Annotated in this window: 16 protein-coding genes; 1 reads left to right on the forward strand and 15 read right to left on the reverse strand. The window is 40.4% G+C overall.

Annotated elements, in window-relative coordinates:
• Position 1 precedes the first annotated feature (1 nt).
• From ispE to metG, 8 genes are all read right to left on the reverse strand, one after another.
• A complete protein-coding gene (gene ispE, locus V7Z64_RS07075; protein ID WP_297987282.1) occupies positions 2-868 on the reverse strand; it encodes a 4-(cytidine 5'-diphospho)-2-C-methyl-D-erythritol kinase in 867 nt (288 codons plus the stop codon).
• Positions 869-996: 128 nt separating this feature from the next.
• On the reverse strand, positions 997-1266 hold the full coding sequence (gene veg, locus V7Z64_RS07080; RefSeq protein ID WP_003398205.1) for a biofilm formation stimulator Veg: 270 nt from the start codon (positions 1264-1266) through the stop codon (positions 997-999).
• A 198-nt stretch (positions 1267-1464) separates the two neighbouring features.
• A complete protein-coding gene (yabG, locus tag V7Z64_RS07085) occupies positions 1465-2343 on the reverse strand; it encodes a sporulation peptidase YabG (RefSeq protein WP_035045278.1) in 879 nt (292 codons plus the stop codon).
• Positions 2344-2417: 74 nt separating this feature from the next.
• Positions 2418-3305, reverse strand: coding sequence for a 16S rRNA (adenine(1518)-N(6)/adenine(1519)-N(6))-dimethyltransferase RsmA (rsmA, locus tag V7Z64_RS07090; protein ID WP_297987275.1), 888 nt, complete (start codon positions 3303-3305; stop codon positions 2418-2420).
• Positions 3298-3870 carry a ribonuclease M5 gene (gene rnmV, locus V7Z64_RS07095; protein ID WP_035045275.1) on the reverse strand — a complete coding sequence of 191 codons (573 nt, stop codon included), beginning with the start codon at positions 3868-3870 and terminating at the stop codon, positions 3298-3300. The genes rsmA and rnmV overlap by 8 nt, the downstream gene beginning before the upstream one ends.
• 61 nt (positions 3871-3931) lie before the next feature.
• A complete protein-coding gene (locus V7Z64_RS07100; RefSeq protein ID WP_297987272.1) occupies positions 3932-5125 on the reverse strand; it encodes a G5 and 3D domain-containing protein in 1194 nt (397 codons plus the stop codon).
• A 204-nt stretch (positions 5126-5329) separates the two neighbouring features.
• Positions 5330-6097 (reverse strand): TatD family hydrolase, encoded by a 768-nt coding sequence (locus V7Z64_RS07105; protein WP_297987269.1) that lies wholly within the window; start codon positions 6095-6097, stop codon positions 5330-5332.
• A gap of 117 nt (positions 6098-6214) precedes the next feature.
• Positions 6215-8152 (reverse strand): methionine--tRNA ligase, encoded by a 1938-nt coding sequence (gene metG, locus V7Z64_RS07110; protein ID WP_297987267.1) that lies wholly within the window; start codon positions 8150-8152, stop codon positions 6215-6217.
• A 473-nt stretch (positions 8153-8625) separates the two neighbouring features.
• Here metG and V7Z64_RS07115 point away from each other — a divergent pair, with 473 nt between their 5' ends.
• Entirely contained in the window at positions 8626-8916 is a 291-nt protein-coding gene (locus tag V7Z64_RS07115) for an AbrB/MazE/SpoVT family DNA-binding domain-containing protein (protein WP_297987284.1), read from the forward strand.
• 35 nt (positions 8917-8951) lie between these two features.
• Here the strand turns inward: V7Z64_RS07115 and rsmI are convergent, their stop codons facing one another.
• From rsmI to V7Z64_RS07150, 7 genes are read right to left on the reverse strand one after another with little or no spacing between them, the layout of a single operon-like run.
• Positions 8952-9821, reverse strand: coding sequence for a 16S rRNA (cytidine(1402)-2'-O)-methyltransferase (gene rsmI / locus V7Z64_RS07120; protein WP_297987265.1), 870 nt, complete (start codon positions 9819-9821; stop codon positions 8952-8954).
• A gap of 6 nt (positions 9822-9827) precedes the next feature.
• Complete coding sequence (locus V7Z64_RS07125; RefSeq protein ID WP_297987263.1) at positions 9828-10562, reverse strand: tRNA1(Val) (adenine(37)-N6)-methyltransferase; 735 nt, start codon at positions 10560-10562, stop codon at positions 9828-9830.
• A 54-nt stretch (positions 10563-10616) separates the two neighbouring features.
• Positions 10617-10964, reverse strand: coding sequence for a DNA replication initiation control protein YabA (gene yabA / locus V7Z64_RS07130; RefSeq protein ID WP_003398194.1), 348 nt, complete (start codon positions 10962-10964; stop codon positions 10617-10619).
• A 15-nt stretch (positions 10965-10979) separates the two neighbouring features.
• Positions 10980-11807 (reverse strand): PSP1 domain-containing protein, encoded by an 828-nt coding sequence (locus V7Z64_RS07135; protein ID WP_297987260.1) that lies wholly within the window; start codon positions 11805-11807, stop codon positions 10980-10982.
• On the reverse strand, positions 11800-12798 hold the full coding sequence (gene holB / locus V7Z64_RS07140) for a DNA polymerase III subunit delta' (protein WP_219986144.1): 999 nt from the start codon (positions 12796-12798) through the stop codon (positions 11800-11802). The genes V7Z64_RS07135 and holB overlap by 8 nt, the downstream gene beginning before the upstream one ends.
• A 10-nt stretch (positions 12799-12808) precedes the next feature.
• Positions 12809-13438: a dTMP kinase gene (gene tmk / locus V7Z64_RS07145; protein WP_297987256.1), complete on the reverse strand. Its 630-nt coding sequence runs from the start codon at positions 13436-13438 to the stop codon at positions 12809-12811.
• 1 nt (position 13439) lies between these two features.
• Complete coding sequence (locus V7Z64_RS07150; protein WP_297987254.1) at positions 13440-14864, reverse strand: aminotransferase class I/II-fold pyridoxal phosphate-dependent enzyme; 1425 nt, start codon at positions 14862-14864, stop codon at positions 13440-13442.
• Between the last annotated feature and the right edge of the window lie 46 nt (positions 14865-14910).

Raw genomic sequence — 14910 nt, forward strand, 5'->3', positions numbered from 1 at the left:
CTCATTGTTCATGTCTTTCCCCAATTAATCGAACGGCATAAACGTGCTCGCAAAAACCGCGCAAACCATTATATACTCGTTGTAAGCGTGAATCGTGTTGAACGAGGCCAAATACAGTCGGTCCGCTTCCGCTCATCAGTGAGACATCCGCCCCGAAGCGTTTCATCTGCTCTTTAATTTGGGCTACTTCAGGATGCATGTTTAACGTTACACTTTCTAGCACATTGCCAGCGAGTGCACAAATTTTTTCATAATTTTTCTCTTTAATCGCAGCAACCATTCCATCTACGTTTGGATGATCGACGGATTGCAAGTTTAAATTCCGATACACATCCGCAGTTGACACACCGATCGTTGGCTTCGCTAAAATGACCCAACTTGGTGGGTGAGCAGGGATATGTTCGATTTTTTCCCCTCTTCCTGTGGCAACCGCTGTTCCTCCATATACACAAAACGGTACATCAGAGCCGATCTCTGCTCCTATTTCCGCAAGCTCGTCCAAACTTAAGCCTAATCCCCAAAGCTTATTTAACCCGCGCAACGTTGCAGCTGCATCACTGCTTCCACCCGCAAGCCCTGCTGCAACAGGAATATGTTTCGTAATTGCGATAGAAACCCCACGTCGTATTCCAAACTTTTCCTTTAGTAATTTAGCTGCTTGATACGCCAAGTTTCTCTCATCATCTGGCACGAAGCGATTGTGAGAAATAATTTGAATCGTATCACAATATAAATCGGTCAACTCCACACGATCAGCTAAATCAATCGTCGTCATCACCATCTTGACTTCATGGTAGCCATCTGGACGTTTATGTAATACGTCGAGAGATAAATTAATTTTCGCTGGCGCTTTGACTAACAACCTCAATCTGTTCACCTACTTTTCCGACTTCAAACTCCTATCGACATTTTACCACAAAAAATAGTGAACAAATACGTGCCTTTTCAATAGCCATAAAAAAAGAGACCACCGATATTGGTCGCCTCCTCGCGCAATTATGAATGTGTGCCGCTCATCGCTACTTGTTCATCATCTAAAAATGTAAGCTGTACAGTCTCTGTTAATACGTCTGCATAACTATATGATACACGTTCAAAAGCGTTTTCTTCTTGATCAAGTTCAACGACAAATACGGACGGATATGTTTGGGCCAACACGCCGCAACGCTCGATTGTCTTTCGACGCCCACCGTTCGCCTTTAACGTCAATCTTTTACCGAGATTCGAATCCAACACTTTTTTAATTTCCGACAATGTTTTTCCCATCGTATCCACCTCACTATTACGTAGTATAACAAATGAAAAACGATAAGTCAAAAAATAATAATTATATCAACAAAAAATATTGAATGTCAATACTTTTGTTTTTATTATGAACAAATAAAGAAAAAACTATGTACAAAAAGTGTTAAAAAACAAAACTTGTCTTTTTACCACTACGGTAAAAAGACAAGAGGCTTTTATTTATGCTTGTTCAGTAATCGTCCGAAACGGCATTCCGGTTCGTAAAACGCCTCGCGTCTCAACACCACCAAGCCCTTTTTCACCTGTTAATGTATTTCTTAATACATCCCACACATTGACGCGATCCATAAACGGTGTAAAGCTAATTCGCGATACAATATATACTGGATCAAGCGCATGAATATTGACTCGTGCAGGCGAGCTCGCAAAGTTGGCACCTGCACGAATAAGCGATTCGAAGTGTGATTGACACGCCCCAGCAAAAATAACAAGTTGATCAAGGTTCGGGATTTTTTTTCGCGCTTGTCTCACCGTTTGTACAAAATACTTGGAATGGCGATACGCTTTCAAATCATCAACCGCTCCTTTTGATTTTGAATAAGCGTCGTGCCCAGTTACAACTAAAATATCTGGACGCACTTGCTCCAGCAGCGGAATAATGCGATCGGGCATATCTGTTTCATTACAATGCACACCATATACCGGTACCCCAATTCTTTCGTACAGCTGCATACATTTTCTTAAATAAAGCGGATCTCCATCAATATGAAGCACTCGTCCCGGCAGTTGAAAAAAGTCCATTTTCACGTCGTACCCACCTGTCGCCTCATATTCACTTTTTTCCCGCAACAGTCGATAATCTTGTCGCAACAACTTATAGCATTGCTCAATATGTTGTTTTTCTTTTTCTTTTCGTTTCTTTTTTTCTCGTTCATCAATGATGACTAAATCAGAAAAAGGAGCATCTGCCATTAGTCGAACATCTTCTCCATACAAGATCGCTTCTTTCTCCCCATCATTTTCTTTTATGTCGATAACCCGAAACAAAATATCACATTCATATGATTTCCGTGCAACAATATCGCCAATTTGAATCATACACGCCCGCCCCTTCGCCTGTTTTGTTTGTAACATATGCATGAACAGCGCAGAGCGTGTAAAAAAAAGAGGCCTTAAGCCTCTTGACGAAACATGTCATATAGTTGCTCGCTCAATGTAGCGAACTCAGCGATCGTAAGCGTTTCCCCCCTGCGCTTCGGATCGATATGGGCGTTGTGAAGCGCTTGTTCGATTTGTTCTTTTTTCTCTTTACCATTTGGCAACTGGCTCATTAAATTATTTAAAATCGTCTTGCGCCGCTGTCCAAAGCTTGCACGGACAACAGTAAAGAAAAATTGTTCATCCGAAACATGAACAGCCGGTTGTTCTCGTCTCAATAAACGAATGACCGCAGAGTCTACATTCGGTTTTGGCATGAATACTGTTCTTGGCACATGCATGACTGTTTCAGCATGCGTATAATATTGAACAGCAATCGTTAACGACCCGTAGTCTTTCGTACCCGGCTTCGCAGCCATTCGCTCTGCTACCTCTTTTTGTAACATCACAACCATCCCGCGAATAGGGAGACGATCTGTTAATAACTTCATAATAATTGGTGTTGTCACGTAATACGGTAAATTAGCAACGACCATGATGTCATCAACATCTATGAACTGTTCTACAATAACTTGTCGAACATCTGCCTTTAAAATATCTTTATGAATGATAGACACATTTGAATATGGAGAGAGCGTATCGGACAAAATGGGGATTAGCCGTTGGTCAATTTCAAACGCCACCACTCTTTTTGCACGTCGCGCTAATTGCTCCGTAAGCGCCCCGATTCCCGGTCCAATTTCAATGACACCCGTTTGCTCAGACAGTTCAGCAAAATCAACAATACGATGTAAAACGTTTGGTTCAATTAAAAAGTTTTGTCCAAGACTTTTTTTAAAAGAAAAGCCGTATTTCGTCAAAATTTCTTTTGTGCGTGTCGGTGTAGCAATATCTTTATACATGTCGTTCCTCCCGCATGACTTCCTTCATCGCTTCTGTAAATTGCTCCTTCGAAATTTGGAACATTTGCAACCGTTTATGCAGTTGTTTCCCGTTTGTATATCCGATTTTTAATAATTTCCCTAACTTCTCACGGCGAGCGCTTGCTAGCGGTCCACCAATTAATCCAGCATCAACAAGATGTTGGAATGAAATTTCTTCTTTCGGATCAATCATTTCTTCGTATACGCTTAAAAGCGCGGTGCGAATCGCTTCAACGGACGCATGTTCAACACCGAGACCTTTTCCGTGTTTTCCTCGCGCTTCCTCGCGCGTTAAAAATGCGTGCTTACATCCCGGTACACGCTCGGCAATGGTTTTGCGAATTTTTTCCCCTGGATAATCAGGATCAGTGAAAATGATAACCCCCCGCTGTTGTTGGGCTAAGCGAATGCGCTCAATCGTTTCATCGTTGATGGCTGCTCCATTCGTTTCAATTGTATCTGCATCAACTGCGCGACGAATGGCTACCGTATCATCGCGCCCTTCGACAACGATAATTTCTTTAATTTTCATAATAACCTCCATCTCTCAACTATTCTTCACTCATTATAACGAAAAAAACAGAGGATCGCGAAATCCTCTGTAGCTATTTTATAATTTTAATTTTGACGCGCTTCGTCCCCCATCGATACGCTGTCGATCTATCCGGGAAAAATACGTCAATTTTATATCCTCTTACATTGGCTCCTGTATCAGCCGCAACAGCATAACCGTATCCTTCAACGTATACTCTCGTCCCAAGCGGAATAACACGCGGATCGACCGCAATGACTTTCGCATTCGGATTAGCACGCAAGTTGACGCCCGTTGCAGTTGTTCCTGAACATCCTCCACAATACGCCGTATACGCTGTCGCTATAACATAAAGCTCTTCGGCTACTTCACCGCTACCACGAGAAGCTAATGTTCGAGGGGCAACTTTTGTACCAACAGCAACGATACGGTTTTTGCTCGGTTTAATCATTTCTGTCTTCATCAGTTTACGCGACACTTCTTTTCCGTTTTCTAAAATGACTTCATATTGCTTAGCGACAATCCCTTTTTCCCCTTCGCTAATTACCTTTTGTTTCCCTTTTTCTAATTGTGCATCTTTCTTCTGCACAACGACAAAATTTACTGGTTCTTCCACTACATCGGTGACTTTTTCAACTCGAACAATGTTTATTTTTGTGTTTGGTTGAATCTTTTCATTCAATGTTGGTTGAACGCGATCCAGTTCCCGTAATGTAATATGTTGTTTAGCTAAAAAGTCAGCGACCGTAGTCGAAGTAGACCAAACTTGTTGCTGTTTGCCGCCGTCATTTAATGTAATCGGGAATGCTTTATTGATAACAATTTTCATGTTTTCTTTCACTTTTTCATCGACGTTCGGTAACACTTCATCTTGCTCGCCAAGTTCAATTTGTTGAACGTACAATACATCTTTGACCGTTTTAGCTGTCGTCCTCAACTTTTTCTCTACCCCATCAACGACAAGCACAATCGGTTTACTCGCTTCCCATTTCACTGTTAAGTGATCAACAACTTTTTCTTCAGGTGAAGGCGATATAAAATCTCCTTGTTTCAACTCAATGTTTTGCTCTTTTAATAACTCCGCAACTGTATTGGCATGTGTACGTACTTTTTCTTCCTTGCCATTGACATGTAATGTCACCGTTTCTTTCGTCCATTCATAACTAGCATATCCCGTCATGCTACATAAAGCTAAAAATCCCCCAGTAGCAAATGCAATCTTCTTTTTTGATGCAGATTGCACTAAATGCTTTACATACGTAATCAAAATAAAAACGCCTCCTTTTCCGATAGATAACCGTGACGACGCCTCCCTTTCTATGAAGCTTATTATCTATTATTCAAAATATTCACTCAAAAGGGAAGGAAGACTTGTCGACAAACACATTGTATGCTTGCAAAAAAGTTGTAGAACGCACGCGTCCCATCTTTTTTTTAGACAAGCCTTCCTAACAATCGACACGTTTCTCTATCAAATGATGCCGAATAATCGCTTTGCATTGTCGGACGTTTTTTGAGCCACTTCGTCAAAAGACACCCCTTTTAACTCAGCAATCGCTTCAGCAACATACTTTACATAGCTCGGCTCGTTTCTTTTTCCACGAAACGGATGTGGCGTTAAGTACGGACAGTCCGTTTCAATAAGCAGCCGATCGAGCGAAATTTCTTTTGCCACTTCTTTCGGTTTTTTTGCATTTTTAAACGTCACGGGACCGCCAAATGAAATATAAAAATTCATATCGATGCATTGATGCGCCACTTCTACACTCCCAGTAAAACAATGCATCACGCCACCGACTTCTGCCGCTTGCTCTTCCCGTAAAATATGAACAATGTCAGCTGTCGCATCGCGATTATGTATAATAATCGGCAACTTCACTTTTTTAGCTAAACGAATTTGCTTTCGAAATACTTCTTTTTGTACTTCTTTCGGCGACTGATCCCAATAATAATCAAGCCCCATCTCACCGAGCGCCACCACTTTCGGATGCGCTGCTAGCTGTTCAATCATCATAAGATCGTCATCAGTCATATGAATCGCATCAACAGGATGCCATCCGACAGCTGCGTAAATAAAGGAATATTGCTCAGCTAACTCCATTGCTCGCTCGATAGTTGGACGATCAAATCCGACAACAACAATATGTGACACACCTTCTGCACGTGCTCGTTCGATAACTTGTTCAACATCTTCGTTAAATTGTGTAGCATTTAAATGTGCATGTGTATCAAATAACATATAACCCCTCTTTTCTTCCGATGTTCAGTTTACCACACAATCTCGTTACATAAATCACAACGATATAACAATTGCATTACAAAATAGAAACAAAGAGGTGTTTTTCACAACACCTCTTTACTTCACTTTTGCCCCGTTCGGAAGCGATTCATCAACTGTCGCCAACGACAATACCCCGTCTTTTTCTCCGGCTAAGATCATGCCTTGCGATAATTCCCCACGAAGCTTAACGGGCTTTAAGTTGGTCACACAAATAACTTTCTTCCCGATTAAATCTTCCGGTTTGTAATATTTCGCAATACCTGATACAACTTGTCGCTTCTCATAACCTAAATCAAGTTGCAACTTAAGCAGGCGATCCGCTTTCGGAATCGGTTCAGCGTGAATCACTTGTGCAACGCGCAAGTCTACTTTCATAAAATCATCGATCGTAATTTCTTCGCTTTGTTCTTGTTTTTCCTCTTTATTGACTGTTGTTCCCTTCATTTGCGTTTGAATATATTGCACTTCTTCTTGTACGTCTAGCCGTGGGAAAAGCGGCGTTCCCTTCTCAACTGTTCGTTCTTGTTGCGAAGCACCGAACGTTTGCAAACTATCCCAGCTCATCAACTGTTCATCTTGAATGCCGAGCTGGGCAAACATCCGTTTAGGCGTTTCTGTTAAAAACGGCTGCAATAAAACGGCTACATAACGAAGAGACTCTGCCAAATGCGACATAACAGAAGCCAACTGATCACGCAACGTTTCATCTTTTGCCAACACCCACGGTTGCGTTTCATCAATATATTTGTTCGTGCGACTAATGAGTTGCCAAATCGCTGTTAAAGCGTGGGAAAATTGCATATGTTCCATCGCTTCCTCGTATTGTTTTACCGTATCATACGTTGTTTGCACAAGCTGTTCATCAAACGGTGTGTGCGTACCGCCGTATACTGGGATACGTCCACCAAAATATTTCTCAATCATCGCCACAGTTCGATTAAGCAAGTTACCTAAATCGTTTGCTAAGTCGTAGTTTATGCGCTCAACAAAACCTTCCGGCGTAAATACACCATCTGAGCCAAACGGCACTTCACGAAGCAAATAATAACGCAATGCATCGAGACCGTAACGATCGATTAACGTCACCGGATCAACGACGTTTCCTTTTGATTTCGACATTTTTCCATCTTTCATAAGCAACCAGCCGTGCGCAAACACTTTTTTCGGAAGTGGAAGATCTAGAGCCATCAACATAATTGGCCAATAAATCGTATGGAAACGAACAATTTCTTTTCCAACAAGGTGGACGTCCGCTGGCCAATACGTTTTATATTTTTCGTCATTTTCTGTTCCATATCCTAACGCCGTAATATAGTTCGACAGCGCATCGATCCATACATAAATGATGTGCTTCGGGTCTCCTGGAACACGAATGCCCCAATCAAATGTCGTTCGCGATACCGCTAAATCTTCTAAACCTGGCTTGATAAAGTTGTTAATCATTTCATTTTTACGCGATTCTGGCTGGATGAATTGCGGATTTTCTTCATAAAACGCTAATAACCGATCAACATATTTGCTCATGCGGAAAAAATATGATTGCTCTTTTACTTTTTCGACAGGACGCCCGCAATCTGGACAATTTCCATCAACTAATTGTCTTTCCGTATAAAACGACTCACATGGAGTACAGTACCATCCTTCGTACTCGTCTAAATAAATGTCCCCTTGTTCTAAAAGGCGGGCAAAAATTTTCTCAACGACTTGTTTATGACGCTGTTCCGTTGTACGAATAAAATCGTCGTAAGATATATCAAGCTTTTTCCACAATTCTTTAATTCCGGCCACAATTTCATCGACATATGCTTGTGGAGTAACTCCTTTTTCTTCTGCCTTCCGCTGAATTTTTTGACCGTGTTCATCCGTTCCAGTCAAGTACATCACATCATAGCCGCGCATTCGTTTATATCTCGCCATTGCGTCGCCGGCCACCGTCGTATAAGCATGACCGATATGTAATTTATCGCTCGGATAATAAATAGGTGTTGTGATATAAAACGTCTTTTTCGCCACTTGTACCCCTCCTTATTGCACGTTTAGTAGAAACGCTCTCGCCCAAAGGACGAGAGCGATTACATATTTGCATCTATTCCTCTTATCTCACCAAAATATACATAAAAATAGAGAGCGCTGTCAACTATCCGGCATGAGATTGTCGACAAACAACACGCTTTTGTCGGATTTTGTCGAAAATATACGAGAAAATTTGTCGAATTTATGTTGAATTTTGTCGAATAATCTTTATAATAATGTTTGTATCGTCTTGAAAAGTAGTTAAAAACTGTTATGCATCTCTTGTCAAATCGTTTGGATTTTGTCATTTCAACTATAATTTTGTCGAATTTTATGTGCAACGACATGTAAAACATACATTTTTTTTTATTGTTGCATATAAAAGGATTGACGCTTAATGGAAAAGTTGTTATGATAAATCCATAGAGATTTTGTCGAATATTGACGAAAAAGGATGAATAAAGGAGAGGAGAATAACCATGAAATCAACAGGTATTGTTCGTAAAGTCGATGAGTTAGGTCGCGTTGTTATTCCGATTGAGTTGCGCCGCACGTTAGGCATTGCAGAAAAAGATGCGCTGGAAATTTACGTAGATGATGAGCGCATCATTTTGAAAAAGTATAAGCCAAACATGACTTGTGTAGTAACTGGGGAAGTATCTGACGACAACTTCAAGCTTGCAGACGGAAAAATCATTTTAAGTAAAGAAGGCGCAGAAGCGTTATTGCAAGAAATCCAAAGCTTGCTTCAACAGTCAAAATAAAAAGTTTCTCTAGACTTTTCTAGAGAAACTTTTTTTTACTTATGATATGTTTCATACACATCTCGCTTCGGCAATTGCCGATCTTTCGCCACTTGTTTAATGGCTTCCTTCGAAGTATATTGCTTTACTTCCATGTAATAGTTTACGTGCTCAACAATCGTTAAATGATCCCACCATACCGATTCATCATCTAATGTGACATGATTCCCTTCTATAAGAAGACAAAACTCCCCGCGAATTTCATGATGTTCTGCCCAATGCATCACCTCTTCGATCGTTCCACGAATAAATTGTTCAAATCTTTTTGTCAGTTCGCGCGCCACGACCATTTTCCGATTCCCGAATACATGATGCATAATAGCTAGCGTTTCTTGAAGACGATGCGGCGCCTCGTAAAAAATGAGCGTATCTTTTATATGTTTTAGTTGCTCGAGCTCTTTTTTCTTTTCTTTTTTATGCCGAGGCAAAAATCCATAAAAATAAAAATGGCTCGTCGGAAGCCCGGATGCTGTCAGTGCCGTCACAGCTGCGTTAGCACCAGGGAGCGGAATGACTTTACAATTAACGTTTAATGCGCTCATAACAAGTTCATAACCCGGATCAGAAATCGTTGGCGTACCTGCGTCGCTTACTAATGCAACATGTTTTCCTTCTAACAAGGCGGCAATAATTTTTTCACCGCTCGCCTCTTTATTATGTTCGTGATAACTTACAAGCGGTGTGTGAATATCGAAATGGTTAAGCAACTTTTTCGTTTGACGTGTATCTTCAGCAGCAATAAAGTGAACTGTCCGTAACGTGTCGACCGCACGAAATGTCATATCTTGCAAATTTCCGATTGGCGTTGGGACAATGTACAAAACGCCCTTTTCTCCTTCTTCAACAAAGCTTTTTTGTTCGTTCATATGATCTCATTCCCCATATAAAATATATTTTAGTTCACTCGTATATTCCCCATTTTGTTCATACACGATCAGAGGCGGCAATATTTTTAGTCCTTTATTTCCATCTTTTATCCCTTCAATTAAAATGGTGTTCGCCTCTTTTCCTTCTTTTGGATAAATGAATCGTAAACGTTTCGGCTCCAAACGGTATTGCCTCATCAATGTAACGATGTCTAACAAACGTTCTGGACGGTGAACAAAAGCCGCTTTACCACCTTGCTTTAACAATTGACTGCTAACGCGAATGACATCTTCTAACGTACAGTAAATTTCATGACGCGCAATGGCAAAATGTTCATTTTTGTTGATTTCTTCTTGGTTTGGTGTTGGAAAATAAGGCGGATTGCACGTTACGACATCAAATTTACTATGTCCGAGACAAGCAGGCATATCTTTAATATCGCCGTGAATCATTTCAATTTGCCCTTCCAGTCCGTTATATTGCACACTTCGTTTCGCCATATCATAAATCTTTTCTTGAATTTCGACACCAATAATTTTTCCTTTCGTCCGTTTACTTAACAACAGCGGGATCACTCCGTTGCCTGTACATAAATCAACTAGATTTCCTTTTTGAATCGGAACGTATACAAAATTCGCTAACAATACAGCATCTAATGAAAAAGCAAACACGGATGGACTTTGGATAATTTTCATATCTTCTGCTAGTAAGTAGTCCAGTCGTTCATCTTCACGCAACATGTAAACTCCCTCTTTCTACAACAAAATAGCCTTCCAGACCATTTGTCAGAAAGGCTATTTTTTATTTAAAAATGACAAGCAAAACAAACAATCTCCATCGGTCCGTAAACTTCCGTAATGTACGTTGCAAATATGAAATCCCTCTTGATACAAGCGAGCTAAATTATCATACCCTTCGCCTATATCGACTAACTTCGCTTTCGTTTGTTTTTTTCCTTGCTCTACTTTGTTTTCAGACAGCTGTTCAAGCCGTCTACGCAAATGGTCATTTTCCACTTGAAGCCGATGATTTTCTTCAATTAACTCCCCGAGATAATTTTTCAATTCCCCGAGCTGTTTATATAAATGGGCAATTTGTTCCTCGATGCTTGTTACAGATTGAAAAATCTCTTTTTTATTCACGCGCCATCCACCCCATTACTCCGTGGCTTGAGTAGGAAGAACTTTCTCTTTTATCAATTCATCAATTGTATACTCAATTACTCGGTCTTTATCGACTAACTCCACTTGCAGCACTCTTTCTAAAATATTTAGCCCCACGACTTTTCCAAGCCCAAGAGGCGTCTCAATGACCTCGCCTAAGTCCGGCAATTGTTCTTTTGCTGTTTCGTATTCATCGTTTTCATATTTTAAGCAGCACATTAATCGACCGCATAGTCCCGATATTTTTGTCGGGTTTAACGATAAGTTTTGATCTTTCGCCATTTTAATCGATACCGGATCGAAGTCGCCTAAAAACGTCGAACAACAAAGCATGCGTCCGCACGGCCCGATACCACCTAACATTTTCGCTTCATCACGTACACCAATTTGTCTCAACTCAATTCTTGTGCGAAAAATAGCTGCTAAATCTTTAACAAGCTCGCGAAAATCGACTCGTCCATCAGCAGTAAAATAAAAAATGATCTTATTGCGATCAAACGTGTATTCAACATCGACAAGCTTCATTTCCAAACCGTGCTCTTCCACTTTTTTTAAACAAATATCGTACGCTTCTTCCGCTGCCTGTTTATTTTCCTCTACGACGAGTTTATCTTTTTGATCGGCCATACGAATAACTTTTTTCAACGGTAACACAATATCTTTTTCGTCCACTTGTTTTTTCGCAACAACAACTTTTCCAAATTCAATCCCGCGTACCGTTTCAACAATAACATAGTCACCATTTGAAATCGGCAAATCGCCAGGATCAAAGTAATAAATTTTTCCCGCCTTTTTAAAACGAACGCCTACAACTTCATACAAATGCAGATCCCTCCCGCAACTGCAATACTAGCTGTTCCATTAAAAGCTGCGGATTCATATTCGTATGCAACCGCGCTTTTGCTTGTAAAATTACCTTCATGTGCTGAGCAATTTGCTTTTCAGAATAAAGAAAACGGGACCGTTGAAATTGCTTCATGCAATCACCATATGCAATATGCTGTTCTTCCCCTAGCAACACATATAATAAATCCTTATATAAATATAATAATAAATCTAAACCAATATGCATTTGCTCTTTGTTCGCAAAATGGCTAAGCCAATGTTGTTGAATAACGAGCAAAGCTTGTACATACTCACTATTTAACGCTTCATATAATTGTATCACTATTTTTCGTGCTTGTGCAAACCAATCATCTTGACTTAGTCGAAGAGCTTCTTCCACATTGTTCGTTACCCTTGCAGCTAATATAGCCAACTGTCGTGGCACACCATGTTCTTGTAAGTATGCACATATCCGTTCAGTTGGAAGTGGATGGAAGGATAAAATTTGACAACGCGAAACGATCGTTGGGAGTATACGATGAAATTGTTCAGTTAATAAAATGGCCACCGTCTTTTCCGATGGTTCCTCTAAAAATTTTAATAAGCTATTGGCAGCTTGAACGGTCATTTGATCGGCATGCTCAATAATATATAGTTTTCGATTCGATTCAACCGCTGTTTTTGTGAACTCCTCTTGCAACTGCTCAATTTGTTGTTTTTTTATGGAGTTTCCATCAGGGGTAACGAGGTGAACGTCTGGATGATTGCCAGATTGAATCCGTCGGCAGTTGACGCACGTTTCACAAGGCTCCTTATACAAATTTGTTAAGCAAAACAAACGTTTAGCAAATAAAAGAGCTGCTTCTTTCTTTCCTGTCCCTTTTTGCCCCTCGAACAAGTATGCATGAGCAATTCTTCCTTTTCTCATGCTGTTGGAAATCATTTTTGCCACATGTGGTTGATTTATTTCAAGTATTTCCCATGACATAACGATCCACTCACTTTCTTAAAAAAGGCTCAATAAGCACCCGTACATCTTCAAACACTTTTGCAATCGGTTGAGCAGCATCCACTTTTTTTATACGGTTTGGAAAGCGGTCAAGTAACATCATGTACCCATTACGTACCCGTTCATGAAATGCGATTTCTTCTAAATCAAGTCGATTGACTTCTCGCAAGCCATTTTCACGAATGCGCGCTAATCCAAGCGTTGGATCAATATCAAAATAAATCGTTAATGTTGGCATCCAGCCTTCAATGGCAAACGTATTAATCGCTAATATTTCATCTATTCCTAGCCCGCGCGCTACACCTTGATAAGCAAGAGAGCTGTCAATAAAGCGATCACAAAGCACAACTTTGCCATTTTTTAATGCAGGAATCACTTTTTCGACTAAATGTTGCCGTCTCGCCGCAGCGTAAAGCAAAGCTTCTGTTCTTGCATCCATTCGTTCATTACTTGGATGCAAAATGACGGACCGAATTTGTTCGGCAATATCGATTCCACCCGGTTCACGTGTCGCAATCACATCTACATGTTGTTCCGTTAAATAGTTAGCAAGCATGTGAACAATCGTCGTTTTCCCTGCCCCTTCAGGACCTTCAAATGAAAAAAATAAGTAGCTCATCTTAATCCTCCTTGAACACTTCGATGTAATCTCCATCTATATCTGTTTGAAAATAGGCTCCCATTTGCTTCAAATGTCGAATAAGCGTAATATGTTGCTTTGTCACAATTTCCCCAGTCAGTAAAATAGGAATGCCTGGTGGATAAGGAACGACCATTTGAGCACAAACGTATCCTACCGCATCATGAAGCAATACTTTTCTTGTCTGACGCCCTTTCGTCCATTCATAACTTACCACTTGACAGTGCTTCGGTAAATGAAATTGTACTCGTTCATTTTGCCGTTCACTCGGAATACATTGCAACGCACGTTTTATGCGCCATGTAATCGTTTGAAGTTGGCTGATTGTCGCAAGTGGATAAACGAGCAACACATTATATGGATCAGCCATTTCTGTAAATATTCCGTTTTTTTCTAATAATTGTTGCAGCTCATAACCTGAGTATGCACTACGTGTTTGTAACGTAATCTTCAGCAAGTCCGTTTGAATGAACGGGTGTTGTGATTCAACAACTTCAATCGCCTCAATAGTTCGCAGTTCACGTTTAAATAACTGAATTTGTTCGCTCATTTCATGAATGCTTTCACGCGTTTGTTGCGCTAAATAAGCACGAGCCAAATCAAGCGAAGCCATAATTGGATAAGATGGACTACTCGTTTGAAACACTTGTAAAAAGTATTTCAACATACGTTCGTCTATGAACTCACTATTAAAGTGTAGAAACGATCCCATTGTCATCGCTGGTAGCGTTTTATGGGCCGACTGCACGACAATATCTGCCCCACATGCGACAGCTGACTTTGGAAAAGGTTCTCCTAAAACAAAATGAGCCCCGTGTGCTTCATCAACTAAAACTGGAATGCGATAAGAGTGAGCCAATTGAATAACTGTCGTTAAATCAACAGTCATACCATAATAGTTTGGATTTGTCAAAACGATTGCTGCTGCATCTGGATGTTCACTTAATGCGTTTGAAATCGTTTCAAAAGGTACAAAAGACATCACTTGAACATCTTCATCAAATTCCGGGGAAATAAAAATAGGTGTTGCTCCGACGAGATGTAACGCATGTAAAATTGATTTATGACAATTACGTTGCACAATCACTTTTTTATTTTGTACACATGCTGCCGCAATCATTGCCAAGTTGCCAGCGGTAGAACCGTTCACTAAAAAATATGTACGTTTTGCACCATACAACTTTGCAGCTAATTGTTGTGCTTGTTCAATCGCCCCAGTTGGATGATGTAAGTCGTCTAGATGGGAAAGCTCCGTTACATCTAAATGTAACAACGATGAAAAGGAAGAGAGAGCCTCCTCGTAAAAAACAGCTCCGTATTTATGTCCTGGTACATGAAAAGAGATTGGTTGTTTAGAGGCATGTTCACATAAAAGCGTATATAGAGGTGTCTTCGTCTGATCCATCTTTCTTCGCATCCTCACAAGTTTAATTTATATATCTATATATTAA

This window comes from Anoxybacillus sp. (genome assembly GCF_036834105.1).
Classification (GTDB): domain Bacteria; phylum Bacillota; class Bacilli; order Bacillales; family Anoxybacillaceae; genus Anoxybacillus.

What these genes read in the sequence shown, in the direction of transcription:
- veg (WP_003398205.1), bottom strand. Translation starts at nt 1,266, where the DNA reads ATGGGAAAAACATTGTCGGAAATTAAAAAAGTGTTGGATTCGAATCTC.
- yabG (WP_035045278.1), bottom strand. Translation starts at nt 2,343, where the DNA reads ATGATTCAAATTGGCGATATTGTTGCACGGAAATCATATGAATGTGAT.
- rsmA (WP_297987275.1), bottom strand. Translation starts at nt 3,305, where the DNA reads ATGTATAAAGATATTGCTACACCGACACGCACAAAAGAAATTTTGACG.
- rnmV (WP_035045275.1), bottom strand. Translation starts at nt 3,870, where the DNA reads ATGGAGGTTATTATGAAAATTAAAGAAATTATCGTTGTCGAAGGGCGC.
- V7Z64_RS07105 (WP_297987269.1), bottom strand. Translation starts at nt 6,097, where the DNA reads ATGTTATTTGATACACATGCACATTTAAATGCTACACAATTTAACGAA.
- rsmI (WP_297987265.1), bottom strand. Translation starts at nt 9,821, where the DNA reads ATGAACGAACAAAAAAGCTTTGTTGAAGAAGGAGAAAAGGGCGTTTTG.
- V7Z64_RS07125 (WP_297987263.1), bottom strand. Translation starts at nt 10,562, where the DNA reads ATGTTGCGTGAAGATGAACGACTGGACTACTTACTAGCAGAAGATATG.
- holB (WP_219986144.1), bottom strand. Translation starts at nt 12,798, where the DNA reads ATGTCATGGGAAATACTTGAAATAAATCAACCACATGTGGCAAAAATG.
- tmk (WP_297987256.1), bottom strand. Translation starts at nt 13,438, where the DNA reads ATGAGCTACTTATTTTTTTCATTTGAAGGTCCTGAAGGGGCAGGGAAA.
- V7Z64_RS07150 (WP_297987254.1), bottom strand. Translation starts at nt 14,864, where the DNA reads ATGGATCAGACGAAGACACCTCTATATACGCTTTTATGTGAACATGCC.